We start from the raw sequence: 25,837 nt of genomic DNA on the forward strand, positions 1-25,837 counted from the left end.
TGATCATGGGCATCGTCAATGCGACGCCCGACTCGTTCAGCGACGGGGGTCGCTACCTCGATCCACAGCGCGCGATCGATCGCGCGCTCGAGCTGGTGCGTGACGGGGCCGCGATGATCGACATCGGCGGCGAGTCGACGCGGCCCGGGTCCGACCGTGTGCCGCCGCACGTCGAGCTCGATCGTGTGCTGCCCGTCGTCGCAGCCCTCGCCGAGCGAGGCGTGACCGTCAGCATCGACACGATGAACGCCTCGACCGCGGCGGCCGCCGTCGCCGCGGGCGCGCGCATCGTCAACGACGTCTCGGGGGGCCTCGCCGACCCCGACATGCTCGAAGCCGTCGCCGAGACGACCGCCGACATCGCCCTCGGCCACTGGCGCGGGCCGTCAGCCGAGATGTACGCGCGGGCGGAGTACCGCGACGTCGCCCGCGACGTGACGACCGAGCTCGACGAGCGGCTGCGCGCGGCGGCGGCCGCCGGCATCGCGCCCTCGCGGGTGATCCTCGATCCCGGCATCGGCTTCGGCAAGACGGCGGCGCAGAACTGGGGGATGCTGCACGGCATCGCCCGTCTGGTGGCGCTGGGGCCGCGGGTGCTTGTCGGCACGTCCCGCAAGCGGTTTCTGCAGACGGTCCTGGGCGACGAACCGAGCGAGTGGCGACGCGACGCGGCGACCGCGGTCACGAGTGTGCTCGCCGCTCAGGCCGGGGTCTGGGCGGTGCGCGTGCACGACGCGGCGGCCACACGGGATGCCCTCGCGGTCGGCGAGGCGTGGAAGGCGGGGGACGCGTGGGCAGGCTAGATGAGATCGCGCTGACGGGGCTTCGTGCCTTCGGGCGCCACGGCGTCTTCGATTTCGAGCGCGCGCAGGGTCAGGAGTTCGTGGTCGACGTCGTGCTCCGCCTCGATACGACGCGGGCGGCCGAGACCGACGACGTCGCCGAGACCGCGCACTACGGCGTGCTCGCCGAGCGCATCGTCGAGGTCGTCGGCGGTGAACCCGTGTCCCTCATCGAGACGCTCGCCGCACGCATCGCCGACACCGTCCTCGAGGATCCGCGCCTGGACTCGGTGCGCGTCGTCGTGCACAAACCGCAGGCGCCTATCGAGGCATCCTTCAGCGATGTGTCGGTCGCGATCGAACGGGCCCGCGCATGAGCCGCCGTCTCGCCCAGGGGCTGCCGCCGGTGGATGCCGCATCCGAGCGGCCGCCCGTGACGGCGGTCGTCGCCCTCGGCAGCAATCTCGGCGATCGCGGCGGGATCCTCGAGGCGGCGGTGCGCGAGATCGCGCGGCTGCCGCTGGTGGATGCCGTCACCCTCTCGCCCGTGATCGAGTCGGTCGCCGTGACCGTCGACGGGCCGGACGAGTCCGCGCCCGCCTACCTCAACGCCGTCGCTCTCGTGACCACGCGCCTGGCCCCGAGTGTGCTGCTGGGCTTGCTGCACGGGATCGAGACCGCGGCGGGACGCGAGAGGCGCGTGCGCTGGGGGGATCGCACGCTCGATCTCGACCTGATCGCCTACGGCGACGTCGTCTCGGACGATCCCGCACTGGTGCTGCCGCATCCGCGCGCCGCCGAGCGCGACTTCGTGCTCGGGCCCTGGCTCGAGGCAGACCCCGACGCGGTGCTGGTCGGCCGCGGACGGGTCGCCGATCTGCTCGCGGCGCTGCGCCCGGACGGAGAACGTCCCGGCGGCGGCCGCGAGGACGCGGCGGGCGCGAGCACGTGACCCGCACCAAGCCGCTCGTGCTCGTCGTCGCGGCCGTGCTGGGCGGGCTCGCGGGCTTCCTCCTGGACCAGGCGCTGACCTCGACCGGGCGACCGACGTTCACCCCCTCGATCTCGCTGCCGATCATGCTCGCGCTGCTGGCCGTCGTGGTCGTGCTCCTCGCTCTGCCCATCCGGCGCGCGACGCGCCCCCCGCGCGCCGTCTCGGCCGCCCCGGCCACGCCCGCGGCGCCGATCGACCCCTTCCGCGCCCTGCGGATCGCGATCCTCGCGAAGGCCTCGAGCATCGTGGGTGCCGCCGTCGGCGGCGCGGGACTGGGTCTGCTCACCTTCCTGTTGACCCGCCCGGTGCCGCCGCCGTTAGGCTCGGTGGGGGCCGTCGCCGCGACGGTCATCGCCGCTGCGGTGCTCGTCGTGGCAGCGCTCGTCGCCGAGAACATGTGCATCATCCGGAAGGACGACGATGACGAACCTCCCCAGCCCGCCGCCGGAGGAGACACCGCCCACCCCTGGTGATCCGGCCTCGCTCGACGCCGACGCCTTCGCGCGCCTGGTCGAACCGCGCGGCGGCGCCCGGCTCGCGCTCGACGACGGCGCGTGGCATCAGATCTCGCCGAAGTACGTCACCGTCCAGCTCATCTCGACAGGGACGATGCTGCTGATCGTCGTCGCGGCGATGCTCGTGGTCGGCCTGGTCTTCGACCAGCGCTGGGCGTTCATCCCCGGCGGCATCCTCACCGTGATCCTCGTCTGGACCCTCGCGATCATGCCGCGCCAGGCGCGGTCGATCGGCTACCGCCTGCGCGAGGACGACCTCGTCTTCCGGCGCGGCATCCTGTGGCAGCGTCTCGTGGCCGTGCCCTACGGCCGCATGCAGCTCGTCGACATCACCCACGGGCCGCTCGACCGCGGATTCGGCATCGCCCAGCTCAAGCTCGTCACCGCCGCCGCGGTCACGGGGGTCGTCATCCCGGGCCTGCCGCAGCAGGCGGCAGAAGACCTGCGGGACGTGCTCATCGAGGTGGCCGAGACCCGCCGGACCGGGCTGTGACCGATCCGCGCAGCGATCTCAGCGACGGCGAGTGGCACCGGCTGCATCCGCTGACCCCGCTCCTGAAGGGCGGGCTCTTCCTCGTCGTGGTGGTCGGCATCGTGATCGCCAACCTGCGCGACCGTCTCGTCGGCATCTTCCTGCCGGGGCTTCTGCCCGAGCTGCCCGAGGGCGAGGAGTGGAGCAGCGGCGACCCCGTCGACTGGGTGCTGGAGCGCGGGCTGCTGCTGAGCGCATCCCTGGCCGTGCTGGCGGTGCTCATCGTGCTGATCGGCTGGTTCTACCTCTCGTGGCGGTTCCACACGTTCCGCATCACCGACGATGACGTCGAGGTGCGTCAGGGCATCGTGTTCCGCTCGCACCGGCGCGCGCCGCTCGACCGGGTTCAGGGGGTGAACCTCACCCGCCCGCTCGTGGGTCGCCTGGTGGGGCTGGCCAAGCTCGAGGTGGTGGGCGCGGGCGCCGATGCCAACGTGCGGCTGGAGTATCTGACGACGACGCACGCGGAGCGGGTGCGCGCCGACATCCTGCGCCTGGCCTCCGGACGTCAGCTCTCGGCCGCGGGCCGGGCGGAGCAGTCCCGCCAGGGGCTGACGAACGCCGTGGCGAGCACGGTTTCGCAGGGCATCACCGGTCTCATCGAGGGCGCGGAGGGGCCCGTCGATGAACCGGAGAGCGTCGTGCACATCCCCGCCGGCCGCCTCATCGCCTCGCAGGTGCTCGGCGGGGGCACCATCGGCCTGCTCGCGATGATCGGCGTCGCCGTCGTGGGCAGCATCGTCGGATCGCCCTGGGTGCTGCTCGGTCTCATTCCCGCGATCCTCGGCTTCGGCGCCTACTGGGTCTCGCAGATCCTGAAATCCCTGCGCTACTCGATCGCCCCGACGCCGAACGGCCTGCGCGTCACCTTCGGGCTGTTCACGACCGTCACCGAGATCATCCCGCCCGGTCGCGTGCACGCCGTCGATGTGCGCCAGTCGATCTTCTGGCGCCCCTTCGGCTGGTGGACGATCAAGATCAACCGCATCACCGGCCGCAGCGCGGCCGACACCTCCACCGACGCCTTCACGACGGTGCTCCCGGTGGGGCAGCGGGCCGACGTCGAGCGCGTGCTGCGCCTGATCCTGCCCGATATGCCCGATGCGGACTGGCCGCTGGTGTTCGACCAGGGGATCCTCGGCCCCGGCGCAGAAGACCCCTACACCGTCACGCCTCGGCGTGCATGGTTCGTGCGCCCGTTCTCGTGGAAGCGCAACGGGTTCTTGCTCACTCCCGGCGCGCTGCTGCTCCGGCGCGGGGTGATCTGGCGCAGTCTCGCGATCTTCCCGTTCGCCCGGCTCCAGTCCGTCGCGGTGCACCAGGGGCCGATCGATCGTGCGGTCGCCGTCGCCAATCTGCGGCCGCACACCGTGGCCGGCCCGGTCTACGGCTATCTCGCGGCGGTCGCGCGCGAGCACGTCATGACCGCGTTTCAGGATGTCGCGGCCCGCGCGAGCGCCGCCTCCCATGCCGACGCGTCCCATCGCTGGGCAGCACACCTCGACGGCGCGGCTCCGGCGTCGACCCCGGATGCGCCCGATCGTGACGATGTGCACGACACCCCGGCCGCGGCACCATCGCCCGAGGGGGAACCGTCGTGACCCGCTCGGGGCGGCTCGGGGTCGGCATCCTGGGAGCGGGCAAGGTCGGACCCGTCATCGGGGCCGCGCTCGGCGGAGCAGGGCACGCGATCACCGGCATCACCTCGGGATCCGACGACGACCGGGTCGAGGCGATCCTGCCGGGCGTGCCCGTTCTCGATGCGGCGGAGGTCGTCCGGCGCAGCGAGCTCGTCGTGATCGCCGTGCCGCACGATCAGCTCGCCGATCTCGTCGCGGGACTCGCGGCCATCGAGGCGTGGCAGGTCGGGCAGCTGGTGCTGCACACCGATCCGTCGTTCGGCATCGACGTGCTGCGACCGGCCGCCCTGCGAGGCGCGATCCCGCTAGCCGTGCACCCCGCGATCACCTTCACCGGCACGAGCATCGATCTGCGTCAGCTGCAGGCCGGCTACGCGGGGGTGACCGCGCCCGCGGCCGTGCTGCCCATCGCGCAGGCGCTCGCCGTCGAGATGGGCCTCGAGCCCGTCGTCGTCGACGAGGTCGACCGGGCCGCCTACGCCGAGGCGATCGAGACGGCCACCGCGTTCTCGCGGGCGATCGTGCGCCAGTCCACGACGCTGCTGTCGGGGATCGGCGTGCACAACCCGGGCGGCTTCCTCTCCGCGCTCGTGCGCTCGACCGTCGACCACGCCCTGGCCGAGGCGGGACGACCCGAGACCGTGGGCGAGGATCCTCCGGGCGATAGCATCCAAGGATGATCAGCACCATCGACGGGCTGCGCACCCGACTGGCCGAGGCCAGAGCCGCAGCCCGAGCGACGGGCGGCGCCGCACAGGCAGAACCGACCGTCGCCCTCATCTCCACCGTCGGCGCGCTGCACGCGGGTCATTTCGATCTCATCCAGCTCGCACGTCGGAGCGCGGACATCGTCGTGGTGTCGATCTTCGTGAACCCGCTGCGCTTCGCCACGACCGCCGAGTACGAGGCGTACCCCCGTACCCCCGATGCGGACGCCGCGCTGCTGGACTCGCTCGGGGTCGATGTCGTCTTCGCCCCGACGGTCGATGAGCTGCTGCCCGGGGGTGTCGACACGACCCGTGTCACGGCCGGCGACCTCGGCCTGCGCTACGAGGGACGCGCCCGCCCCCGCTATTTCGACGGGCTGCTCACCGTCGAGGCCAAGCTGTTCCAGCTCGTGCATCCCGACATCGCGGTGTACGGGCTGCGGGACCGGCAACGGGTCTTCCTCGTCCGGCGGATGGTCCGCGATCTCTTCTTCGGTGTGCGTCTGCTCACCGTCGACACCGTGCGTGGCGATGACGGCCTGCCCGTGTCGACGCGGGTGGGCATGCTCGAGGAGCGGGACCTCGCCGCGGCGGCGAAGCTCCCCGGAGCGCTCGAGGCGGCAGCATCCAACGCCGACCGCGGTGTCGACGCCTGCATCGCGGCCGCCCAGTCGGCGCTGATGGGCGAACCCCGCATCCGCCTCGAGTACCTCTCCGTCGTCGACCCCGACACCTTTCTCCCCGTCGACGAGGGCCACCGGGGCCCGGCGCTCGCGCTGATCGCGGCATCGGTCGCGGGCAGCCGCTTCATCGACAACGCCGAGATCTACATCGGCTGATCGCCCGAAGGAGCCCGCGGGCCCGCCGGTAGACTGGGCGCGACTTTCGCAAGGAGCCCCCACGCATGACCGAGCCTTCCGCCCTGCCCGCCGTCGCGGCGCCCGACGACGACGTCTTCGAGCAGAAGGCGGTGCGCCTCGACAAGCGCGCGCGGCTCATGCACGAGCGCACGGATGCCGCGGGTGGGGCGTATCCGGTGTCGGTGCCCGTGACCCACGCGATCGCCGATCTGCGGGCGCGTTACGGCGACCTCGAGCCCGACACGCAGACCGGCGAGCGGGCGGGTGTCGCCGGCCGCGTCGTCTTCAGTCGCAACACCGGCAAGCTCTGCTTCGCGACGCTCCAGGCGGGCGGAGGCAGCCGGATCCAGGCCATGATCTCGCTCGCCGGCGTCGGCGAGGAGTCGCTGCAGCGCTGGAAGGAGCTGGTCGATCTCGGCGACCACGTCTTCGTCGCGGGCGAGGTGATCTCGAGCCGCCGGGGTGAGCTGTCGATCATGGTCGAGGAGTGGTCGGTCGCTGCCAAGGCGATCCTGCCCCTGCCCAACCTGCACACCGAACTCAGCGAAGAGAGCCGGGTGCGCAGCCGCTACCTCGATCTCATCGTGCGCGACCAGGCCCGACGCACGGTGCTCGCGCGCGCCGGGGTCAACGCGAGCCTGCGCGCCACCTTCGCCGCGCGCGGCTTCGTCGAGGTCGAGACGCCCATGCTGCAGGTGCAGCACGGCGGGGCGAGCGCCCGACCCTTCGTGACGCACTCCAACGCCTTCGACACCGAGCTGTACCTGCGCATCGCGCCAGAGCTCTACCTCAAACGGGCGGTGGTGGGAGGTCTTGAGCGGGTGTTCGAGATCAACCGCAACTTCCGCAACGAGGGCGCTGATTCGACCCACAGCCCCGAGTTCGCGATGCTCGAGGCCTACCAGGCGTACACCGACTACCACGGCATCGCCGACCTCACCCAGCGCCTCATCCAGGATGCCGCGATCGCCGTCACGGGTTCGACCACCGTGACGTGGGCCGATGGCACCGTGTACGACCTCGGCGGCGAGTGGGAGCGGCTCTCGATGTACGAGTCGCTGTCGCAGGCCGCGGGTCGCGAGATCACTCCGCAGACCTCGCTCGAGCAGTTGCAGACGCTCGCGGCCGAAGCGGGAGTCGAGGAGCCGCCGCACGCGACCCACGGCAAGCTCGTCGAGGAGCTCTGGGAGCACTTCGTCAAGACCGGGCTGACGCGCCCCACCTTCGTGATGGACTTTCCCGTCGACACCAGCCCGCTCGTGCGCGAACACCGCAGCATTCCGGGCGTGGTCGAGAAGTGGGACCTGTACGTCCGCGGCTTCGAGCTCGCCACGGGGTACTCCGAGCTGGTCGATCCGGTGATCCAGCGTGAGCGGTTCGTCGAGCAGGCGGCGCTCGCCGCGCGCGGGGATGTCGAGGCGATGCGCATCGACGAGGAGTTCCTGCGTGCGCTCGAGCACGGGATGCCGCCCTCGGGCGGTATGGGTATGGGCATCGATCGGCTGCTCATGGCGATCACGGGTCTCGGCATCCGCGAGACGATCCTCTTTCCGCTGGTCAAGTAGCCCGCGTCACGGCCGCTCGAAGGCCCACTCCGGCAGGTGGCCGGCGCGGACCAGCGTGCGCACGATCTGGCACATGCCGTGCTCCGGGTCGATCTCGAGCCCGCGGTCGGAGTACCACGCGGCGTGGCTGGACTGGCCCAGCGCCCAGCTCAGCCAGCCCAGCGCCGCGAGCGGACCCGGACGCAGATCCCGCGGCGTGCGCGCCGCGAGAGCACGCACGAGATCGCGCGCACGCTTCAGGCGATCCGGATCCGGGCGCGGACCCTCGCCCATGAATCGCCGCGCCCCGTCTTCGGGATACTCGCCGCCGCGCTGCCACTCCAGCTGCGCCTCCAGAGCGAGATCGCCCGCCACGATGCCGTCGCACCACTGTGCGAGTGCAACATCGCGCAGCGCGGGGCGCGCGAGGCACCAGATCAGAGCCGCGGACGCGAAGGGGTCGAGGTCTTCGGCGGTCATGCCCAGCGCATCTTCGAGCAGCTGCGGAATGTCATCGAGCGCCTCCATGGCGACGATCGCGCGCGGATCGAGCGAGGCGGCAGAGCCCGGGCGCCCGCGGCGGCCGGGAGTCGGGGGCGGCGCGGCGGCCTCGCACAGCAGCCGTGTCGCGTAGTCCTCGATGGCGAGCAGAGCACGGGCGACCCGCTCCTTCTCGGCGAGATCGACCACCGGCAGGGCGAGCTGCGTCCCCTGGTCCTCCGCGGGAGCCGGCAGCGGCAGGTCGGCCGCGCGGGAGGAGATCTCGGCGAGGGGGCGTCCCTCCCGCGGAAAGTCGGGATCGAGGTACGAGCCCCAGGCGTCGGATGCGACGCAGAGGGCGTCCACCAGGCGCAGGCCGCAGGCGTGGGCGTGGGTCTCGACGGCATCGACGATGGCCGAGCCGGTGATGAGCGGGTCATCCCCCGCGGATCGGTAGCCAGCATCCGTGTAGACCACGACCGCCACCCCGTCGACGTCGGGCACCTTGCACGCCAGCCCGATCGCGGTGGAGGCGTAGGCGTCCCGGTCGACGAGATCGGTGTCAGCCGGCAGATCCAGGCGCATGACACCGGCGGTGCGCTTCTTGCGGAAGAGCACCAGCGCGAGGCTGCGCCGGGGGTGGTAGCCGGCGAGGGCGGGCACGAGGGCGAGGAAGTCGGCGGCATCGGCTGCCTTGATCACGGTCTGCATCGCGCCAGCATGCTGGCCGGGCGCTCGCATGCTCCGGCGCGAGGCGGCGGATGGGGATGGATGCTGCCCAGACGGTGCGGGGGAGGGGTCGTCTCCGACCGGCCCGGGCGCCCCGGCGGGTATCCTGGGCAGGTGGACGGATACTGGGTCGCGGTCGTGTGGGCGATCCTGCCGACCACCGCGGTCTGTGTCGTCTTCTTCTTCGTCCTGCGCGGCATCCTGCGCATGGATCGCACGGAGCGCCGCGTCTACGCGCGCATCGAGGCCGAGGAACGCGCCAAGCGGGGCCTTCCTCCGCTGACGGACGACGCGCCGCCGGCCGCCTCCTCGCGCTGACCCGCCGTGCCGCGGTGCATCCGGCGAGGGCCTCGCGCACCGATACGCTGAACCAGAACTCAGCGGAGGCAATCACGTGCTCGTCATCGATATCGACCTGACCTGGCCCGTCCTCGCCCTGCTGATCTTCGATCTGTCGATCCGCGTCTGGGCGATCATCGTGATCCCGCGCAACCGGCGCCCGACGTCGGCGACGGCGTGGCTGCTCGCGATCTACTTCATCCCGATCGTGGGGCTGCTGCTGTTCTTCCTGATCGGCAACCCGAAGCTGCCGCGCGCGCGGCGCCGCAAGCAGCAGCGCATCAACGACTACATCCATGACGCGACCGAGAACCTCGACTTCGGCACTCTGCGCCCGGACGCCCCGACGTGGTTCAACAACCTCGTCCGCATGAACCGCAACATCGGCGCGATGCCACTCGCGGGCGACAACTCGGCGCATCTGATCTCCGACTATCAGGAGAGCCTCGACACGATGGCCGAGGCGGTGCGCCAGGCCAAGGAGTACGTGCACGTCGAGTTCTACATCCTCCAGTCGGACGACGCGACCGACAATTTCTTCCGCGCCATGGAGGAGGCATGCGCCCGCGGCGTCGTGGTGCGCGTGCTGCTGGATCACTGGGCCAACCGCGGCAAGCCGTTCTACAAGCGCACCCTGCGTCGCCTCGATGCGATGGGCGCGATCTGGCACCTGATGCTGCCGGTGCAGCCGCTCAAAGGAAAGTGGCAGCGCCCGGACCTGCGCAACCACCGCAAGCTGCTCGTCGTCGACGGCATCGTGGCGTTCCTGGGCTCGCAGAACCTCACCGACTCGACCTACAACCTCAAGCGCAACATCAAGCGCGGGCTCCACTGGGTCGACCTCATGGTGCGCGTCGAGGGCCCGGTCGTGCCGAGCATCAACGCCGTGTTCCTCTCCGACTGGTACAGCGAGACCGACGAGGCGCTCACCACGGAGTTCGATCTCGAGCATCTGCGCGCCGGCCCGGGCGATCTCGACGGCCAGATCGTGCCCTCGGGCCCCGGATTCGACGCCGAGAACAATCTCAAGCTCTTCCTCGGGCTGCTCTACGGCGCCGAGCACCGCATCATCATCGTCAGCCCCTACTTCGTCCCCGACGAGGCGCTGCTGCTGGCGATCGTGTCGGCCTGCCATCGCGGCATCGATGTCGAGCTGTTCGTCTCGGAGGAGGGCGATCAGGCGATCGTCTACCACGCACAGCGCAGCTACTACGAGGCACTCCTGCGCGCGGGCGTGAAGATCTGGATGTACCGCAGGCCCTACATCCTGCATTCGAAGAGCCTCACGGTCGACCACGAGATCGCGGTCATCGGCTCGAGCAACATGGACATGCGCTCGTTCGGTCTCAACATGGAGATCTCGCTGCTCGTGCGCGGAGCCGAGTTCGTCGACGAGATGCGCGAGGTCGAAGACCAGTACCGATCTCTGAGCCGCGAGCTCACGCTCGAGGAGTGGCAGAAGCAGCCACTGCGTTCGACCGTGCTCGACAACCTCGCCCGGTTGACTTCCGCGCTGCAGTAGCGCGGATCGTTATCGGCCCGTCACCGACTTCGCTGGGTGAGCCCAGACTCGTCCGTCAAGATGAGACGGGCGCGAACGCGTCGGGCGACGTGGAGAGAGGCATCCGCGTCGAGAAGGGATCGAGAATGACTGCGCGCACAGCACGCATCGGACTGGGGATCGCGGCGCTCGCCGTCGCCCTCGTCGGGTGCGCATCGACGCCCGCCACCACCGGCGGCACCTCGACGGCACCGAGCGATGACGAGACGACCGAGATCGAGGTCGACGCCGCCTGGCTCGACGAAGGCCGCATGATCGGGCTCGTGACGTGGGGCAGCTCTTCGTGCGTGCCCACCGCCGGCGAGACCGCGATGCTCGACAACGGCGCGCTGGTGGTCGAGCTCATCGAGGTCGAGGGCGACACACCCTGCACCGCCGATCAGGCCCCCCGTGTGACGCTCGTGGGCGTGCCCGAGGCCGTCGACCCCACGCAGGACCTCGAGATCGAGGTGACCGGTGAGGGCATCGTCGGCGACACCGATCTCGAGGGCGTGCCGGGGCTCGACCCGACCAACACCGCCGCAGAATACGCGCCCAGTGCGGGATGGACCGATGAGGACGGCGTCTTCGCGCTGCTGACATGGGGCTCGTCGACATGCGCGCCCGTCATCTCCGGGGTCGCGCCGACGGCTGCCGATGAGGTCACCGTCACATTCGAGACGCCCCCGGCCGACCAGGTCTGCACGATGGACATGGCACCGCGCGCCACCCTCGCGTTCGTCGAGGGTCTCGAGGCCGAAGACAGCATCACCGCGGTGCTCGACGGCGACGAATTCGCGGGCACCCGCATCCCGATCTACGGCTCCAACTGACCGTCGCGCGCGGGCGGCAACGGCGCCGCCCGCGTGTGCGTTCGCTCGTGCGCGCGGGCTGCGTCTCTGGCGCTCGCCTGTCGCTTGGTGCGGGTGTGGATGCTGCGGACCCGCATTTCGCGACAGCCGAGCATCCGTGGGGCATCGTTGCGGCGCCTGTGGATAACTTCGGCGGATCCGGCGTGGCGCGGGGCACACTGCGAGTGTGCAGCGTGCCGACCTACCCGCGAGCCTGGGCGAGATCTTCAATGTGCAACAGGCGCGAGAGGCCGGTGTGTCAGCGTCGCGCCTGCGCGCGCGCGACCTGACGAAGCCGTACCGCGGCGTACGCACCGACCCCGCTCGGACGGACCCGCCCGCCGAAGAGGATGACAGGTTCTCGGCCGGACGCCGTGCAGAACTCGACCTGATGCGACGGGCGCGACAGTACGGCATGCGGATGAGCGACGAGGCCTTCTTCACCCACATCACCGCCGCGGTGATGTGGGGTGTGCCGCTGCCGACGGGCACGGTCACCGAGATCCTCGACGTCGGGATGCTCGCCCCCGGACGGGCGCCGCGCGGCGCGGGGATCCGCGGGCATCAGATCGCGGCGCACCTCGGGTCGGCGTGGGTTCACCCCCTGCACACGCTGCGGGTCGCGAGCCCCGCGACGACCTGGGCGATGCTCGGGGCCGTGCTCCAGCATCCCTACGACCTCGTCGCCGCGGCGGATCACCTGGTGCGCATTCCGCGGATGCCCGGCAGTTTCGAGCCTGCGCCTGGCGCGCGCACCGAGGCTACGCAACCGTGACGCAGCTGGCTGCCGCGGTCACCTCGGGGCGCCGCGTCGGCATCGGCGCGCTGCGCGAGGCACTGCCGCGCGTGCGGACGGGCGCCTCGTCGCGCCGCGAGACCTGGTTGCGGCTGATCCTCGTCGACGCCGGGCTGCCGGAACCCATGCTCGATCACGACGTCCGCGACGCGGACGGCCGCTTCATCGCGTGCCTCGACCTCGCGTATCCCGACCTGCGCATCGGCGTCGAGTACGACGGCGACCACCACCGGACCGACGCCGGTCAGTGGGCGCACGACGTGGATCGCCTGGATCGCCTCGCCGAGGAAGGCTGGCGCATCATCCGGGCGACGAGGACGCACATCTTCTCGATGCAGGGCGTCGTCACGCAGCGCGTCCGTGCGGCGATCGACTCGCGTACGTAGCGCCCGCGCGGCCCACGCGGCCGCGGCTCGCGCCGCGCATCAATCGTTCGCCTGTCGCGTTGTGCGGGTGTGGATGCTGCGGACCCGCATTTTGCGACAGCGGAATTCGGGGGGCCTGATGTTCGCCTGTCGCGTTGTGCGGGTGTGGATGCTGCGGACCCGCATCTTGCGACAGCCGAGCATCCGCGGGCCGGCCGCTTGTCACTCGGCGATGACGAGCAGGTCACCCACGTCGCAATCGAGCGCCCGGCAGATCGCGGCGAGGGTCGAGTAGCGGATCGCGCGAGCGCGGTCGTTCTTGAGCACCGAGAGGTTGACGATCGACACGCCGACGAGCTCCGACAGCCGGGTCAGCGTCATACCGCGCTCGGCGAGCAACTCGTCGAGGCGACAGTGGATGCCGGAGGGGCCCTCGTCGTCGACAGGGGTCATACGAGGGTGTCCGCTTCTCGCTGCAGCGCCAGACCTCGTCGGAATGCCACCGCGATGATGAGCAGGATCCCACCGATGCCGGCAAGCAGCCAGTTGGTGCGCGTCAGCACCACCCCGAGCCGGTCGAATCTCTCCGGCCACAGTGCTTCGGCATCTGCCGGAGAGCCGGCGTCGAGATAGCTCGTCGTTCCGGGGTCGAACATTCGCAAACCCAGATCGGCGACCGCGAGGTAGTCGCCCTCCAGCAGAAGAGCGGGTGCGATGGCGGCGGTGACGATGCAGAGCAGGCCCAAGCCTCCGATCGCGGGCGCCGCGCCTCGAGAGAAGGGGCGGCCCGAAAGCAGGCGACGGCACAGCAGTATGGCGATCACGCAGGCGGAGACGATCAGCAGGCCGTACATGCAGAACCCCCCGATGCGCAGCAGCCGGCTGGCGAGCGGCGGGTCGAGTGCGACAACGCGGACGGCGTCGTACATCGTCCACACCACGTCCGGGCTCATCCCGAGATCGGGCTGTCGCAGCGAATCCGGAACGAGTGGCACCGTCACGGTCCGGCCTGCGGCGTTGAGCCCGATCACGAAGAGGCCGGCGAGAAGGGTGAGTGCGATGCCGATGACGGCGATGACCGTGAGTGCGAAGGCGATCGAGCGCTCGAGGGCGGACGGACCGCGAGGTGCGGTCGCGGCGGGTGTGGGGGCCATCGGTGCTCTCTTGTCGCTCATGCTTATCGATAGTCGTTATTATCGAAAAACAATATGCACAGGCGCCGCGCGCGTCAACCCCTCACGGCGTCACGCCCACGGCGAACACGGGCACACAGCATCCGCCCGCTCGTTACCCTCGATGTAATGCGCCAGAAGTGGCGTCACGGCCAATGCCGAGGAGTCAGAGATGTTCGAGAGATTCACCGACCGTGCCCGTCGAGTGGTTGTGCTCGCCCAAGAAGAGGCGAAGATGCTCAACCACAACTACATCGGCACCGAGCACATTCTGCTCGGGCTGATCCACGAGGGCGAGGGCGTCGCCGCCAAAGCCCTCGAGTCCCTGGGTATCTCGCTCGACGCCGTGCGCGAGCAGGTGCAGGACATCATCGGCCAGGGGCAGCAGCAGCCGACGGGTCACATCCCGTTCACGCCGCGCGCCAAGAAGGTGCTCGAGCTGTCGCTGCGCGAAGCTCTGCAGCTCGGCCACAACTACATCGGCACCGAGCACATCCTGCTCGGACTCATCCGCGAGGGCGAGGGCGTCGCCGCGCAGGTGCTCGTCAAGCTCGGCGCCGACCTCAACAAGGTGCGCCAGCAGGTCATCCAGCTGCTGAGCGGGTACCAGGGCAAGGAACCGGCCGCCGTCAGCGGGGCCGCGCACGAGGGTCAGCAGGCCGCGCAGGGTGGATCGGCGGTACTCGACCAGTTCGGCCGCAACCTCACGCAGGCCGCGCGCGACAACAAGCTCGACCCCGTGATCGGGCGCGAGAAGGAGATCGAGCGGGTCATGCAGATCCTCTCGCGTCGCTCCAAGAACAACCCCGTGCTGATCGGTGAGCCCGGCGTGGGCAAGACCGCGGTCGTCGAGGGCCTCGCCCAGGCCATCGTCAAGGGCGATGTGCCCGAGACGCTGAAGGACAAGCAGGTCTACTCGCTCGACCTCGGCTCCCTCATCGCCGGATCCCGCTACCGCGGCGACTTCGAAGAGCGCCTCAAGAAGGTCACGAAAGAGATCCGCACGCGCGGCGACATCATCGTCTTCATCGACGAGATCCACACCCTCGTGGGTGCGGGTGCCGCCGAGGGCGCGATCGACGCGGCCTCGATCCTCAAGCCCCTCCTCGCCCGCGGAGAGCTGCAGACGATCGGTGCCACGACGCTCGACGAGTACCGCAAGCACTTCGAGAAGGATGCTGCGCTGGAGCGCCGTTTCCAGCCGATCCAGGTTGCGGAGCCGAGCCTGCCCCACGCGATCAACATCCTCAAGGGTCTGCGTGACCGGTACGAGGCGCACCACAAGGTGCAGATCACGGACGGTGCGATCGTCGCCGCCGCGAACCTCGCCGACCGGTACATCAGCGACCGGTTCCTGCCCGACAAGGCGATCGACCTGATCGACGAGGCCGGCGCTCGCCTGCGCCTGTCGATCCTGTCGTCGCCGCCCGAGCTGCGGGAGTTCGACGAGAAGATCGCGAAGGTGCGCGAGCAGAAGGAGCTCGCCTCTGAGGAGCAGGACTTCGAGAAGGCCGCATCGCTGCGCGACGAGGAGAAGTCCCTCCTCGCCGAGCGCCTGCGCCTCGAGAAGCAGTGGCGCTCGGGTGATGTGGCCTCCCACGCCGTGGTCGACGAGGGCCTGATCGCCGAGGTGCTCGCACAGGCCACCGGCATCCCGGTCTTCAAGCTCACGGAGGAGGAGACCAGTCGCCTCGTTTTCATGGAGAAGGCGCTGCACCAGCGGGTCATCGGCCAGGAGGAGGCGATCGCGGCACTCTCGAAGACGATCCGTCGTCAGCGCGCGGGCCTCAAGGACCCCAAGCGCCCCTCGGGCTCGTTCATCTTCGCCGGCCCCACGGGTGTCGGAAAGACCGAGCTGGCCAAGGCGCTCGCCGAGTTCCTGTTCGACGACGAGGGCGCCTTGATCTCGCTCGACATGTCGGAGTTCGGGGAGAAGCACACCGTCTCGCGTCTGTTCGGTGCCCCTCCGGGATTCGTCGGGTTCGAAGAGGGCGGCCAGCTCACCGAAAAGGTGCGCCGCAAGCCGTTCTCGGTCGTGCTGTTCGACGAGATCGAGAAGGCACACCCCGACATCTTCAACTCGCTGCTGCAGATCCTCGAGGAGGGTCGACTGACCGACGGTCAGGGCCGCGTCGTCGACTTCAAGAACACCGTGATCATCATGACGACCAACCTCGGCTCGTCGGCGATCGCCGGTGGACCCGTCGGGTTCCAGGTCGAGGGCGACGCCCAGACCAGCTACGACCGGATGAAGGGCAAGGTCGACGAAGAGCTCAAGCGCCACTTCAAGCCCGAGTTCCTCAACCGGCTCGACGATGTCATCGTGTTCCCGCAGCTGTCCAAGCCTGAGCTGGTGCAGATCGTGGATCTGTTCACCAAGCGTCTGGCCGAGCGCCTGCTCGACCGCGACATGACCATCGAGCTGTCGGTGCCCGCCAAGGAGCGCCTCATCGAGATCGGGTTCGATCCGACGCTCGGGGCTCGGCCGCTGCGCCGCGCGATGCAGCACGAGGTCGAGGACCGGCTGTCCGAGAAGATCCTGCACGGTGAGCTCAACTCGGGTGACCACATCAAGGTCGGCGCCGAGAACGGGCAGTTCACCTTCGACGTCGCCCCGCGCGGCGAGAAGGTCGCCGTCGGAGTCGGCGCGGCCGGCGAGATCGCGGCGACACCCGATCTCGCGATCACGAACGACTGAATTGCTCGGGGCTCGGCCCCGGAGACGCGAAGAGCGGATGCTTCGGCATCCGCTCTTCGTCGTTCCGGGATGCCGGCGGACACGACGGGTCGTGCACCCTCGTCGGAGGCGGTCGTGCTGCAGCCGCGGCGGACAACATTCCGGAGCATTAGCCCGATTCCGGGCTGGAAGTGCCGCCGACGCCCCCGCGGCAGAGGATCGTTCCGGAGTGTTGACCGCCGGCGACCCACCACCCGCGGTCGGGTGTGGGGCGCGGCGCGGCCCCTACGCTGGGGGGATGGCTGAGTTCACGGTGCGCGCGGCGCGCACGGGCGACGTCGCCGGCATCTGGGACCTGCTCGAGCCGTTCGTGCAGCAGCGGATCCTGCTCGGCAAGGACCTCGTCGTGCTGTACGAATCGGTGCAGGAGTTCGTCGTCGCCGAGGACGCCGAGGGAACCCTGATCGGCTGCGGGGCGCTGCACGTCATGTGGGAGGACCTCGGTGAGGTGCGCACCCTGATCGTCGCCGAGGGCTGGTTGCACCGCGGGGTGGGGCGCGGCATCGTCGATCAGCTCGAGGAACGGGCGCGTGCGCTCGGCCTGCGGCGACTGTTCTGCCTGACCTTCGAGGTCGAATTCTTCGCACGGCGCGGCTTTCACCCGATCGGCGAGCAGGTGGTCGACCCGGACGTGTACTCGCAGCTGCTGCGGAGTCCCGACGAGGGCGTTGCGGAGTTCTTGGATCTGGCGCACGTCAAGCCGAACACGCTCGGCAACACGCGCATGCTCAAGACGCTCGACTGAGCTGTCGATCCGTGCGCCGACGAGCCGCACGCGTGCGGGGCGTGCCGTCGGGATCTCGGCATGCCCTCGACGTACCCTGGGGGCATGATGTCCGACCAGCCGCGCTCGAGGCGGCACTCGCCCGCCGTGTACCGCCGCCGGCGGCTCGTGCTGATCGTGGCCGCGGTGGCCATCATCGCCGTCGTCTGGCTGCTGATCGCCCAGCCCTGGAGCGGCGCGGCGGACACGTCGGACCCCGCCCCGTCGCCGAGCCGGTCGGCCTCGTCATCGCCGTCCGCCACACCGACGCCGTCGCCCGAATCCTCGCCCACGGCGACCGCCGTGAACCCCGGCGATGCGATGCCGGACGCCTCGGTGCAGCCCGAAGATGCCCCACCCGCCGAGGTCGAGGCGTGCACGGCGGGCGACGTGCTCGTCGAGCCGCTCACCGACAAGGAGAGCTACGCGGCGGGCGAGCAGCCGCAGATCTCCCTCCGCCTCACCAACCGCGGTGCCGAGGCATGCTCGCTGAACGTCGGCACGACACAGCAGGTCTACACCGTCACCAGCGGGGATGACACGTGGTGGCGATCGACTGACTGCCAGAGTGAGCCGTCCGACATGGTCGTCACGCTGTCCGCCGGTCAGGTCGTCGAGAGCGCCACGCCCATCGCGTGGGATCGCACCCGCTCGTCGGTCGACACGTGCGACGGGGATCGCCCCCAGGCGCCGGGAGGCGGGGCGTCGTTCCACGTCGCGGTCTCGATCGGCGGCATCGAGGGGCTCTCGACCAAGCAGATCTTCCTCTACTGAGCGATCGCCTCGGGGGATGCTGCGGCGTCGCGGCTACGCTGGAGTGATGGCCCCGGCATCCTCTCGCAGAAAAAAGGGAAAGGCCTCGGTGCAGTTCCGTTCGGAGGCGCTCGCACAGGCGCTCGAGAAGCAGGACATGGCCGCCGTCGCGCTGGCGCTTCGCAACGGCAACACCGTCGTGCCCCTGATGAAGCCCACTGCCCGCGACAACCCGCTCGACACCGGCGAGGTCTGGACTTTCCGCGACCCCGACACGGGGCAGGTCGCGCTTCTGCTGTTCAGCGATGCGCTGAACAAGCCCGAGAACCTGCCACCGGCGGTCGGTCTGCAATCCCCGGGGTGGCTCCTTGCGTTCTTGCGCACCCACCGCGAGACCATCACGACGGTCTTTCTCGATATCGCGGGGCCGCACCCGATGCAGGCATCGCCGGATGATCTGATCGCGGCGCTCGTGGGCTGAGCGCGGCCTGAGCCCCCGTGCGTCAGCCGTCGAGCAACGCCAGCGCCGATCGGCTGCGGGCCTACGCGGATCGTGCGCCCGAGGGCAGAACTCCGGCTGTGCCCAGTGCGAGGGCGATGTCGCCCGCGGACGCGTCGATCAGCGTGCGATAGCCCAGCCGTGTCGCCTCGGAGCGGCGCTGCGGGCCGTGAGAGACGGGCCGCACCTCACCCGAGAGGCTGAGCTCGCCGAACGCGGCGGAGCGCCGCGCGAGCGCGCGATCGCTCGTGGCGCTCGCGATCGCGAGGGCGATGGCAAGATCGGCGGCGGGCTCGGTCAGCTTGACGCCGCCGACGGTGGAGACGTAGACGTCCCGTTGGCCGAACTGCATGCCCGCGCGGCGCTCGAGCACCGCGAGGATCATCGCGACGCGTGAAGACTCGACCCCGTTGACTACGCGGCGCGGGTTGGGTGTCGACGACGGGATGACCAGCGCCTGCACCTCGACGGGCAGGGCCCGCCTGCCCTCGATCGAAATCGTGACGCACGTGCCGCTGACCGGGTCGCCCTTGCCGAGGAAGAGGCCGGACGGATCGGGCACCTCGGCGATGCCGTCGCCCGTCATCTCGAAGCAGCCGACCTCGTCGGTGGGCCCGAACCGGTTCTTCAGCGCCCGCACGAATCGGAGCGCGGTCTGTCGATCGCCCTCGAAGTGGCAGACGACATCGACGAGGTGCTCGAGCAGGCGGGGCCCCGCAATGGAGCCGTCTTTCGTGACGTGCCCGACGATGATGACCGGAAGAGCCCGTTCTTTGGCGATGCGGATGAGGGTGGCGGCGACCTCGCGCACCTGGCTGGGGTGACCCGCGAGCCCCTCGCTGAGCGACGACGACACGGTCTGCACGGAATCGACGATCAGCAGGCCCGGGGCGACAGCATCCACCTGACCGATGAGGGTCGCAAGGTCGGTCTCGCTCGCCAGGTACAGCTCGTCGTGGAGCGCGCCCGTGCGCTCGGCGCGCAGCCGCACCTGGGCCGTGGACTCCTCGGCGCTGACGTACAGCACGCGGTGCCCGTCGCGCGCGGACTGCGCGGCCACCTCGAGCAGCAGGGTGGACTTGCCGACGCCGGGCTCGCCCGAGAGCAGGATCGCCGCGCCGGGCACGATGCCGCCGCCGAGCACGCGATCGAACTCGCCCACCCCGGTCGGGCGCCGCGGGGATTCGGTCGTGCTGAACTGCGTGATCGGCCGGGCCGCGCGATCAGCGACCGGAGCGACAGCCGCGAAGCCACGCAGGATGCCCGTCCGCTGCGCCGCCTCGACGACCGTGCCCCACTGCTGGCACTCACCGCAGCGCCCGGCCCACTTCAGGGTGGTCCACCCGCATTCGGTGCAGGTGTAGTCGGTAGGAGCGGGGCGTCGGGTGGCCATGGATCGAGGCTATGCGCAGGCCCCGACATTCGTTTCCTGGCGCACCGCCGGGCGCGACCGCGTAGGCGGTCCGGGATGCTGTGGCCACAGCATCCCGTGCCCGTGTCTCAGTCCCGCAGGGAGTCGGCGACGGCGCGTAGCGCGTCGGCCGAGGCGTGGAAGAGCTCGAGCTCGTTGGGCGCGAAGGAGGTCTCGCGGATGGGCACGGCTCCGCTCGCGCTGACGAGCGAGGGCACCGAGAGGGCGACGCCGTCGACGCCGTGGAAGTCGTGCAGCACGGGCGAGACCGGCATGACGGCGTGTTCGTCGCGCAGGATCGCTTCGGCGATGCGGGCGCTCGAGAGCCCGATCGCGTAATTCGTCGCCCCCTTGCCCTGGATGACCTTGTAGGCGGCGTCGCGCACGTCGATCGCGATCTGGTCGAGCTCTTCGACGCTCATGCGCGGGCGGCCTCCGGCCTCCCACTCGAGGATCGGGACGGTGCCGATCGTGGCCTTGGACCACAGCGGGAACTCGGTGTCGCCGTGCTCGCCGACGATGTAGGCGTGCACGCTCGAGGTTGCGACGCCGGCGCGTTCGGCGAGTTTCCAGCGCAGCCGCGAGGTGTCCAGCACGGTGCCCGACGCGAAGATCTGCTCGGGCGGCAGACCGGTCTGCTCCTGCGCGAGCACCGTGAGCACGTCGCAGGGGTTGGTGACGATGACGTAGATGGCGTTCGGGGCGACCTCGAGCAGCTGCGGCATCATCGTCTTGAGGATGCCGGCGTTGGTCGCCGCGAGTTCGATGCGTGTCTGTCCGGGCTTCTGCTTGGCGCCTGCCGTGATGATGACGACGTGCGAGCCCTCGACGACCGAGATGTCGCTGCCGCCTGAGATGTCGCTCGCGCCGGTGAACTGGGTGCCGTGAGCGAGATCGAGAACCTCGGCCTCGGCCTTCTCGGTCGCGATGTCGTAGAGGGCGACGTGGCGGGCCGAGCCCCTGATGAGGGCGGCGTAGGCGGTGGAGGAGCCGACGCTTCCGGCTCCGACGACGGTCAGTTTGGAGTTCTCGATCAAGGCCATGGGTTCAGTCTGGCAGGACCGGCCGCGGCGAAGGTAGGCGCTGCGCGGGCGGGTGGATGACGGCATCCCCTCCCTCGCGCACGAAGCGATCAGCCACCGGTGCGCTGCGGGTCGGGAGCAGTTCGTGCGGGGTTGCGGATGCCGAGGAACGACACGACCGCGCCCGCCGTCATGAGCGCCGCGGTGGCGATCGCCGCGCGGTGGAAGCCGTCGAGATCGAGCGCGCCGCCGACGATGAGCGCGAGCATGGCGACCACGATGAGACCCGCGACGCGTGAGACCGCGTTGTTGACCGCCGATGCGATGCCCGCGCGCTCCGGTTCGATGGCGCCGAGGATCGCCGACGTGAGCGGCGACACGGTGATCGCGAGGCCCAGCCCGAACACGACCATGCCCGGAAGTACCTGGGTCCAGTAGGAGAAATCGGTGCCGACGCTCAGCAGAAGCAGGCTGCCCGCGGCCATCACGGCCGGGCCGAGCGTCATGAACAGGCGCGGCCCGATCCGGCCGGCGAGGGTGCCGATGCGCGAGCTGAGGAGGACCATCATGACCGTCGCCGGCAGGCTCGCGAGCCCTGCAAGCGTGGCGCTCAGGCCCGCGCCCTGCTGCAGGTAGACGCCCACCGCGAGCCCGTTGAGCGCGAGCGCGCCGTAGACGAAGGCCGTCGCCACATTGCCCGTCCAGAAATTGCGGGCGCGGAACAGGTCGAGCGGCAGGATCGGTGAGCGGGTCGTGCGCTGTCGAAGCAGGAACAGCACGAACAAGACGATCCCGAGGATCAGCGGCGCCCAGATGCCGGGGTGGGACCAGCCCAGGTTCGGCTGCTCAATCAGCGCGAACACCGCCGCACCGAGACCGAGCGTGCACAGGGTCGCGCCGAGCCAGTCGATGTGGGCGTCGGGTCGCCGCGCGTTGTCGGGACCGAGCCGGTGCAGCAGCACGAGGGTGATTCCGATCGGCACGATGTTGATCAGGAAGGCGAAGCGCCACGACAGCAGATCGACGAACAGCCCGCCCACGAGGGGCCCCGCGATCGTCGCGGCGGTGGTGAGTGCGGTCCAGATTCCGATCGCGCGGCCCTGGGCGGCATCGCGGAAGGTGGACGTGATGAGCGCGAGCGAGCTCGGCACGAGGAAGGCGCCCGCGGCCCCCTGCGCGGCGCGCGCGATGATGAGCACGAGCGGGTCGGGGGCCGCCGCGATCGCGACCGACGCGATGGCGAAGCCGATCAGGCCGATCCGCAGCACGAGCACCCGGCCGTAGGCGTCGCTGACCGAGCCCGCCAGCAGGATCAGGGATCCGAGGGTGATGAGATAGGCATCCACCACCCACTGCTGCGTGACGAGCCCGCCCCCGAGCTCGCGCTCGATCGCCGGCAACGCGACGTTGACGATCGTGCCGTCGAGGAAGGCGACGACCGACGCCAGCACCGCGATGCCGAGCACGAGGCGTTCGCGCACGGCCATGGAACTGCTCACGTCGCCAACTTACGCCCGGAGGTGCGGGGGTGGGGCGGGGGGGTGTGCGGAGGCGCGTGCGGAGGCGCCGGTTGCTCGCCTGTCGCGTTGTGCGAGTGTGGATGCTGTCGACTCGCGTGTCGGGACAGGTGAAGGCGCGGCGAGGCGATCGATTCGCGGGCTGCGCGTTCGTGACGTAAACTTCTCGGCGGTGACGTGTCCGAGCGGCCGAAGGTGCAACTCTCGAAAAGTTGTGTAGGGTAACCCCCTACCGTGGGTTCAAATCCCACCGTCACCGCCAGCTCTGGCCCGGAATTCTGCGGAAATCCGGGCCAGAAGGCGGTTAAGGACTTGAACCGGTCACCACGTCGTCACCACATCCACTCCCTCGCCACCCACCCGCACCCGCTTGCCGATTCCGCACACGGAAGGCATCGGTGCCGCCTGGAGGAGGCGGGACGGCCGGGCGCACATGTTGGGTATGGATACTCAACAGGCTCACCCCGTCCAGCTGGAGCCGTTACTGTCCGTCCGGGAACTGTCGGACTATCTCGGCGTCCCCATCGCGACGATCTACGACTGGAGAGTGGACGGGAAGGGCCCGCCCGGGATCCGCGTCGGTCGGCGCGTCATGTTCTTCGTTGCCGACATCGACGAATGGATCCGATCCCGACGAGAGACGGGCGGTGAGCCCTGATGTCGAGTACCCGAACCCCCATTGGAACATTCGGAACGATCAGCTTCCGGACTGGCGCGAACGGCATAGTCAGAGCCAGGACTCGATACCGCGATGAGGACGGCGCGCTTCGGCAGGTCCAGGCCAGCGGGCGGAGTCGAAAGGCTGCCGAGCAGAGGCTCAAGGTTCTGCTCACGGAACGCAGCCGCCCGGCAGTCGCAGGAGAGTTGACGCCGGACACACCCTTCGCCGATCTCGCTGAGCTCTGGCTGGACGACCTCGATCTGGAGGGACGGATCGCGGTGAAGACGCGCGACCTCTATGAGTGGAACATGCGCAAGCTGGTGCTGCCGGCGTTCGGGCAGTTGCGGCTGAAGGAAGTGACCGTCAGTCGCGTCGATCGGTTCCTGAAGACGTGCGCGAAGACCAGCTACAGCCGCGCGAAGCAGGCCAAGAACGTGCTGAGCCTGGCATTGGGCTTGGCCGTGCGGTACGACGCGATCCCCCGGAATCCTGTCAGCGGCGCGGCGCGATTGCGCAAGCCGGTATCAGAGATCCTCGCCCTCACAGTCCCGCAGATCCAGGCGATCAGATCAGCGGTGAGTCGCTGGCGCACCGCTGAGGGTCTTCCGGGGCCGCGTCCTGATGGCCAGCTCGGAATCATCATCGAGGTGATGCTGGGGACTTCCGCCCGCATCGGCGAGGTGCTTGCGATCCGCCGCTGCGACGTGGATGTTACGGTGGTGCCGGCGACGGTGAAGATCACCGGCACGATCGTCTGCCCGAAGGGCCGACCCGCGTTCCGGCAGGATCATCCCAAGACGGCGAAGTCTCGACGTACAGTCGCGGTTCCCAGCTACACCGCGGCCGGGATACGGCAGCGACTGGCAGCGGTACCGGCCGACGGTGACACGCTGCTGTTCTGCAGCCGAAACGGCACTCCGCTGATCCCGAACAATATCCGTCGGCGGCTCCGGACGATCCTTGAGGCGGCCGGTATACACGGGGTGACACCGCATGCGTTCCGGCGTACGGTCGCGACGGTCCTGGATCGGGCGAGCGGGCTCGAGTTGGCGGCCGAGATGCTCGGCCACACCTCCACGGACATCACGCGGGCGCACTACGTCGAGCCTGACGACCACGTGGATCCGGTCACGGCAGACATCCTCGAGTCGCTCGGGCCGTCCTCGGGAGCGGAGGATGACTCGCGATGAGCACGAAGAACCAGATGATCGATCGCGAGAAGGTTGACGATGCGCTGCAGCGCATCGCGCTGGCCGCATTCATCTACTACCCCGAAGTGCGTCTCGACGAACCGGCCTACCAGGTCGACCAAGATGTCGAATGGTGCATGTACCCCCTCACTGACCTCTCTACTGATGCGCGAGCAACGCTCCGCGAGCTGATCCCCCTAGCGATCGTCGACCCGTCTGCGCACCGCCAGGAAGCGTTCGCCGCCCTGATCGCTCTCTCTGAGCCGCGCACGCACCGCTGACACGCCCTCGTCGTGTCTGACCTGCCCCACCTAAAGGGGTGAGGCCGGACATGACGAGGAGCAGGTATGACGGAGAGGTCTGGGGCAACCAGTGACGATCAGGATCGTCGCAGTCGACGTGTCTCCCCAGAGGAGCGCAAGGCACGGGACACCGCGGCGAGGAAGGCGTGGAACGAGGCCCACCCCGACTACTACCGTGACTATCGCGAGAGAAATCGGGAGAGCATCCGCGCGAAGGGCCGCGAACGCGAACGCGAGCGGCGTGTGCGAATGAAGGCCGAAGCCGAGCAACGACGTCAGAAGATGGCGGCGGAGGCCGAACGTCGACGTCGCGACGTCGAACGCGCACGCGAATGGGCGCAACGCAACCCCGATAAGAAGCGGGAACAACGGCGACTCTACGTCGAGAATAATCGGGAGCGCGTCCGCGCCCTGCAGCTGGCCTACTACTACCGCAATCGGGAGCAGATTCTGCAGAACGCCCGCGAGCGCAGGCTGGCCGATCCGGACAAGCGGCGACAACAGCAGCGGCGATGGCAGCAAGCCAATCCGGAGAAGGTCAGAGAGAACCAGCGGCGCTACCGCTCGAACCCGGAGACCGCCGAGAAGGCGCGTGCGTACAACCGGGAGTGGAAGCGCCGGGAGCGACGCCGCCAGCAAGCCGGGCTCCCCCCGCGTCGGCTGCATCCGGCCTCTGAGGAGGAACGGGCGGCGAATCTCGCCGCCGCGACCGAGTTCTTCACGCGCCGCCGTCTCGTCTCCGAACGGCGGCGGCTGATGCAGCACTTCGAAAGGACGCCCCGGCCGCTTCTCGAGGAGTGGATGCGGAAATCCGCTCTCGCCCGGCGCCGCCAGATCGTCCCCGACTACCTCGTCGAGCACGGCGAGCGACTGCGAGACGAGGTGACCCTGGACTCCCGCGCTCGGCAGGCGCGCGGCGCGGACCCGTACGACCTCGAGACCGAGGTGCGCCGGCGCGCCATCGCCGCCGTGCGGCGGGCACGTGCAGACCCGCAGGGGCGGCTGCGCGAGGACGCGTCAGCCCCCACGCACGGCACGGATGCGTACATCGACTCCTCGGCCGCACGCGTCAGGGTGCCGGTGAGGATCAGACCTTAGGACCCGGCGGCTGTGCGAGGAGCCGGGGCCGTCTGCCC

General features: G+C 69.7%; 28 protein-coding genes and 1 tRNA gene. 23 read left to right on the forward strand and 6 right to left on the reverse strand.

The annotated features are described in order from the left end of the window. The first annotated feature begins 5 nt into the window (after window positions 1–5). The 9 genes from folP to lysS all read left to right on the forward strand — a co-directional run bounded on the left by folP (window position 6) and on the right by lysS (window position 7,595). Window positions 6–803: a dihydropteroate synthase gene (gene folP / locus AB2L57_RS01365; protein WP_409048658.1), complete on the forward strand. Its 798-nt coding sequence runs from the start codon at window positions 6–8 to the stop codon at window positions 801–803. After that, window positions 791–1,159 carry a dihydroneopterin aldolase gene (folB, locus tag AB2L57_RS01370; protein WP_292813302.1) on the forward strand — a complete coding sequence of 123 codons (369 nt, stop codon included), beginning with the start codon at window positions 791–793 and terminating at the stop codon, window positions 1,157–1,159. Before folP ends, folB begins: the two co-directional genes overlap by 13 nt. Then, on the forward strand, window positions 1,156–1,734 hold the full coding sequence (gene folK / locus AB2L57_RS01375; RefSeq protein ID WP_292813304.1) for a 2-amino-4-hydroxy-6-hydroxymethyldihydropteridine diphosphokinase: 579 nt from the start codon (window positions 1,156–1,158) through the stop codon (window positions 1,732–1,734). The genes folB and folK overlap by 4 nt, the downstream gene beginning before the upstream one ends. Then, window positions 1,731–2,249 carry a DUF3180 family protein gene (locus tag AB2L57_RS01380; protein ID WP_292813307.1) on the forward strand — a complete coding sequence of 173 codons (519 nt, stop codon included), beginning with the start codon at window positions 1,731–1,733 and terminating at the stop codon, window positions 2,247–2,249. Before folK ends, AB2L57_RS01380 begins: the two co-directional genes overlap by 4 nt. Beyond that, window positions 2,197–2,784, forward strand: a complete 588-nt coding sequence (locus AB2L57_RS01385) for a PH domain-containing protein (protein WP_292813309.1) — start codon at window positions 2,197–2,199, stop codon at window positions 2,782–2,784. Before AB2L57_RS01380 ends, AB2L57_RS01385 begins: the two co-directional genes overlap by 53 nt. Further along, window positions 2,781–4,424: a PH domain-containing protein gene (locus tag AB2L57_RS01390; protein WP_292813312.1), complete on the forward strand. Its 1,644-nt coding sequence runs from the start codon at window positions 2,781–2,783 to the stop codon at window positions 4,422–4,424. Before AB2L57_RS01385 ends, AB2L57_RS01390 begins: the two co-directional genes overlap by 4 nt. Further along, window positions 4,421–5,143: a DUF2520 domain-containing protein gene (locus tag AB2L57_RS01395; protein ID WP_292813315.1), complete on the forward strand. Its 723-nt coding sequence runs from the start codon at window positions 4,421–4,423 to the stop codon at window positions 5,141–5,143. Before AB2L57_RS01390 ends, AB2L57_RS01395 begins: the two co-directional genes overlap by 4 nt. Further along, window positions 5,140–6,009, forward strand: coding sequence for a pantoate--beta-alanine ligase (gene panC, locus AB2L57_RS01400; protein WP_292813317.1), 870 nt, complete (start codon window positions 5,140–5,142; stop codon window positions 6,007–6,009). Before AB2L57_RS01395 ends, panC begins: the two co-directional genes overlap by 4 nt. A 65-nt stretch (window positions 6,010–6,074) precedes the next feature. Further along, the gene (lysS, locus tag AB2L57_RS01405) at window positions 6,075–7,595 is read left to right on the forward strand and encodes a lysine--tRNA ligase (protein ID WP_409047895.1); all 1,521 of its coding nucleotides are present in this window, start codon (window positions 6,075–6,077) and stop codon (window positions 7,593–7,595) included. A gap of 6 nt (window positions 7,596–7,601) precedes the next feature. On the opposite strand, the gene AB2L57_RS01410 is transcribed toward lysS, so the two are convergent. After that, window positions 7,602–8,765, reverse strand: coding sequence for a DUF4192 family protein (locus tag AB2L57_RS01410; RefSeq protein ID WP_409047896.1), 1,164 nt, complete (start codon window positions 8,763–8,765; stop codon window positions 7,602–7,604). Between the two features lie 132 nt (window positions 8,766–8,897). On the opposite strand from AB2L57_RS01410, the gene AB2L57_RS01415 reads away from it, so the two are divergent. The 5 genes from AB2L57_RS01415 (at window position 8,898) to AB2L57_RS01435 (ending at window position 12,695) form a co-directional block, all read left to right on the forward strand. Then, on the forward strand, window positions 8,898–9,101 hold the full coding sequence (locus AB2L57_RS01415; RefSeq protein ID WP_292813323.1) for a hypothetical protein: 204 nt from the start codon (window positions 8,898–8,900) through the stop codon (window positions 9,099–9,101). Between the two features lie 85 nt (window positions 9,102–9,186). After that, a complete protein-coding gene (gene cls, locus AB2L57_RS01420; RefSeq protein ID WP_409048659.1) occupies window positions 9,187–10,644 on the forward strand; it encodes a cardiolipin synthase in 1,458 nt (485 codons plus the stop codon). Window positions 10,645–10,769: 125 nt separating this feature from the next. After that, window positions 10,770–11,495 (forward strand): hypothetical protein, encoded by a 726-nt coding sequence (locus tag AB2L57_RS01425; protein WP_409047897.1) that lies wholly within the window; start codon window positions 10,770–10,772, stop codon window positions 11,493–11,495. A 205-nt stretch (window positions 11,496–11,700) separates the two neighbouring features. Then, window positions 11,701–12,288, forward strand: coding sequence for a hypothetical protein (locus AB2L57_RS01430; RefSeq protein WP_409047898.1), 588 nt, complete (start codon window positions 11,701–11,703; stop codon window positions 12,286–12,288). After that, window positions 12,285–12,695 (forward strand): hypothetical protein, encoded by a 411-nt coding sequence (locus tag AB2L57_RS01435; RefSeq protein ID WP_409047899.1) that lies wholly within the window; start codon window positions 12,285–12,287, stop codon window positions 12,693–12,695. Before AB2L57_RS01430 ends, AB2L57_RS01435 begins: the two co-directional genes overlap by 4 nt. A 201-nt stretch (window positions 12,696–12,896) precedes the next feature. Here the strand turns inward: AB2L57_RS01435 and AB2L57_RS01440 are convergent, their stop codons facing one another. Further along, on the reverse strand, window positions 12,897–13,127 hold the full coding sequence (locus AB2L57_RS01440) for a helix-turn-helix transcriptional regulator (protein WP_292813333.1): 231 nt from the start codon (window positions 13,125–13,127) through the stop codon (window positions 12,897–12,899). Further along, complete coding sequence (locus AB2L57_RS01445; protein WP_292813336.1) at window positions 13,124–13,849, reverse strand: hypothetical protein; 726 nt, start codon at window positions 13,847–13,849, stop codon at window positions 13,124–13,126. Before AB2L57_RS01445 ends, AB2L57_RS01440 begins: the two co-directional genes overlap by 4 nt. A 169-nt stretch (window positions 13,850–14,018) precedes the next feature. Between AB2L57_RS01445 and AB2L57_RS01450 the strand changes: the two genes are divergently transcribed. The 4 genes from AB2L57_RS01450 to AB2L57_RS01465 all read left to right on the forward strand — a co-directional run bounded on the left by AB2L57_RS01450 (window position 14,019) and on the right by AB2L57_RS01465 (window position 18,580). Next, the gene (locus tag AB2L57_RS01450) at window positions 14,019–16,544 is read left to right on the forward strand and encodes an ATP-dependent Clp protease ATP-binding subunit (RefSeq protein WP_409047900.1); all 2,526 of its coding nucleotides are present in this window, start codon (window positions 14,019–14,021) and stop codon (window positions 16,542–16,544) included. A 277-nt stretch (window positions 16,545–16,821) separates the two neighbouring features. Next, the gene (locus tag AB2L57_RS01455; RefSeq protein ID WP_409047901.1) at window positions 16,822–17,328 is read left to right on the forward strand and encodes an amino-acid N-acetyltransferase; all 507 of its coding nucleotides are present in this window, start codon (window positions 16,822–16,824) and stop codon (window positions 17,326–17,328) included. Window positions 17,329–17,412: 84 nt separating this feature from the next. Next, window positions 17,413–18,120 carry a hypothetical protein gene (locus AB2L57_RS01460; RefSeq protein ID WP_292813341.1) on the forward strand — a complete coding sequence of 236 codons (708 nt, stop codon included), beginning with the start codon at window positions 17,413–17,415 and terminating at the stop codon, window positions 18,118–18,120. Between the two features lie 46 nt (window positions 18,121–18,166). Next, window positions 18,167–18,580, forward strand: coding sequence for a dehydrogenase (locus tag AB2L57_RS01465; protein WP_292813343.1), 414 nt, complete (start codon window positions 18,167–18,169; stop codon window positions 18,578–18,580). A gap of 61 nt (window positions 18,581–18,641) precedes the next feature. On the opposite strand, the gene radA is transcribed toward AB2L57_RS01465, so the two are convergent. The 3 genes from radA to AB2L57_RS01480 form a co-directional block, all read right to left on the reverse strand. After that, complete coding sequence (radA, locus tag AB2L57_RS01470; RefSeq protein WP_292813345.1) at window positions 18,642–19,991, reverse strand: DNA repair protein RadA; 1,350 nt, start codon at window positions 19,989–19,991, stop codon at window positions 18,642–18,644. A gap of 107 nt (window positions 19,992–20,098) precedes the next feature. Further along, on the reverse strand, window positions 20,099–21,052 hold the full coding sequence (locus AB2L57_RS01475; protein WP_409047902.1) for an L-lactate dehydrogenase: 954 nt from the start codon (window positions 21,050–21,052) through the stop codon (window positions 20,099–20,101). An 89-nt stretch (window positions 21,053–21,141) separates the two neighbouring features. After that, on the reverse strand, window positions 21,142–22,518 hold the full coding sequence (locus AB2L57_RS01480; RefSeq protein ID WP_409048660.1) for an MFS transporter: 1,377 nt from the start codon (window positions 22,516–22,518) through the stop codon (window positions 21,142–21,144). Between the two features lie 201 nt (window positions 22,519–22,719). Between AB2L57_RS01480 and AB2L57_RS01485 the strand changes: the two genes are divergently transcribed. From AB2L57_RS01485 to AB2L57_RS01505, 5 genes are all read left to right on the forward strand, one after another. After that, a tRNA-Ser gene (locus tag AB2L57_RS01485) sits at window positions 22,720–22,810 on the forward strand. 180 nt (window positions 22,811–22,990) lie between these two features. Further along, entirely contained in the window at window positions 22,991–23,206 is a 216-nt protein-coding gene (locus tag AB2L57_RS01490) for an AlpA family transcriptional regulator (RefSeq protein ID WP_100812410.1), read from the forward strand. A 206-nt stretch (window positions 23,207–23,412) separates the two neighbouring features. Continuing rightward, window positions 23,413–24,399, forward strand: a complete 987-nt coding sequence (locus AB2L57_RS01495; RefSeq protein WP_232711327.1) for a site-specific integrase — start codon at window positions 23,413–23,415, stop codon at window positions 24,397–24,399. After that, complete coding sequence (locus AB2L57_RS01500) at window positions 24,396–24,680, forward strand: hypothetical protein (RefSeq protein WP_100812204.1); 285 nt, start codon at window positions 24,396–24,398, stop codon at window positions 24,678–24,680. The genes AB2L57_RS01495 and AB2L57_RS01500 overlap by 4 nt, the downstream gene beginning before the upstream one ends. A 66-nt stretch (window positions 24,681–24,746) precedes the next feature. Next, entirely contained in the window at window positions 24,747–25,799 is a 1,053-nt protein-coding gene (locus AB2L57_RS01505) for a hypothetical protein (protein WP_100812203.1), read from the forward strand. The last annotated feature ends 38 nt before the right edge of the window (window positions 25,800–25,837 follow it).

This window comes from Microbacterium sp. HA-8, from assembly GCF_046111165.1.
Classification (GTDB): domain Bacteria; phylum Actinomycetota; class Actinomycetes; order Actinomycetales; family Microbacteriaceae; genus Microbacterium.

Coding starts and splice junctions, on each gene's coding strand:
- AB2L57_RS01490 (WP_100812410.1), top strand. CDS start 22,991: ATGGATACTCAACAGGCTCACCCCGTCCAGCTGGAGCCGTTACTGTCC.
- AB2L57_RS01500 (WP_100812204.1), top strand. CDS start 24,396: ATGAGCACGAAGAACCAGATGATCGATCGCGAGAAGGTTGACGATGCG.
- AB2L57_RS01505 (WP_100812203.1), top strand. CDS start 24,747: ATGACGGAGAGGTCTGGGGCAACCAGTGACGATCAGGATCGTCGCAGT.
- folK (WP_292813304.1), top strand. CDS start 1,156: ATGAGCCGCCGTCTCGCCCAGGGGCTGCCGCCGGTGGATGCCGCATCC.
- radA (WP_292813345.1), bottom strand. CDS start 19,991: ATGGCCACCCGACGCCCCGCTCCTACCGACTACACCTGCACCGAATGC.
- AB2L57_RS01460 (WP_292813341.1), top strand. CDS start 17,413: ATGATGTCCGACCAGCCGCGCTCGAGGCGGCACTCGCCCGCCGTGTAC.
- AB2L57_RS01450 (WP_409047900.1), top strand. CDS start 14,019: ATGTTCGAGAGATTCACCGACCGTGCCCGTCGAGTGGTTGTGCTCGCC.
- AB2L57_RS01440 (WP_292813333.1), bottom strand. CDS start 13,127: ATGACCCCTGTCGACGACGAGGGCCCCTCCGGCATCCACTGTCGCCTC.
- AB2L57_RS01445 (WP_292813336.1), bottom strand. CDS start 13,849: ATGAGCGACAAGAGAGCACCGATGGCCCCCACACCCGCCGCGACCGCA.
- AB2L57_RS01410 (WP_409047896.1), bottom strand. CDS start 8,765: ATGCAGACCGTGATCAAGGCAGCCGATGCCGCCGACTTCCTCGCCCTC.
- AB2L57_RS01425 (WP_409047897.1), top strand. CDS start 10,770: ATGACTGCGCGCACAGCACGCATCGGACTGGGGATCGCGGCGCTCGCC.
- AB2L57_RS01455 (WP_409047901.1), top strand. CDS start 16,822: ATGGCTGAGTTCACGGTGCGCGCGGCGCGCACGGGCGACGTCGCCGGC.
- panC (WP_292813317.1), top strand. CDS start 5,140: ATGATCAGCACCATCGACGGGCTGCGCACCCGACTGGCCGAGGCCAGA.
- AB2L57_RS01385 (WP_292813309.1), top strand. CDS start 2,197: ATGACGAACCTCCCCAGCCCGCCGCCGGAGGAGACACCGCCCACCCCT.
- lysS (WP_409047895.1), top strand. CDS start 6,075: ATGACCGAGCCTTCCGCCCTGCCCGCCGTCGCGGCGCCCGACGACGAC.
- AB2L57_RS01475 (WP_409047902.1), bottom strand. CDS start 21,052: ATGGCCTTGATCGAGAACTCCAAACTGACCGTCGTCGGAGCCGGAAGC.
- folP (WP_409048658.1), top strand. CDS start 6: ATGGGCATCGTCAATGCGACGCCCGACTCGTTCAGCGACGGGGGTCGC.
- AB2L57_RS01465 (WP_292813343.1), top strand. CDS start 18,167: ATGGCCCCGGCATCCTCTCGCAGAAAAAAGGGAAAGGCCTCGGTGCAG.
- AB2L57_RS01480 (WP_409048660.1), bottom strand. CDS start 22,518: ATGGCCGTGCGCGAACGCCTCGTGCTCGGCATCGCGGTGCTGGCGTCG.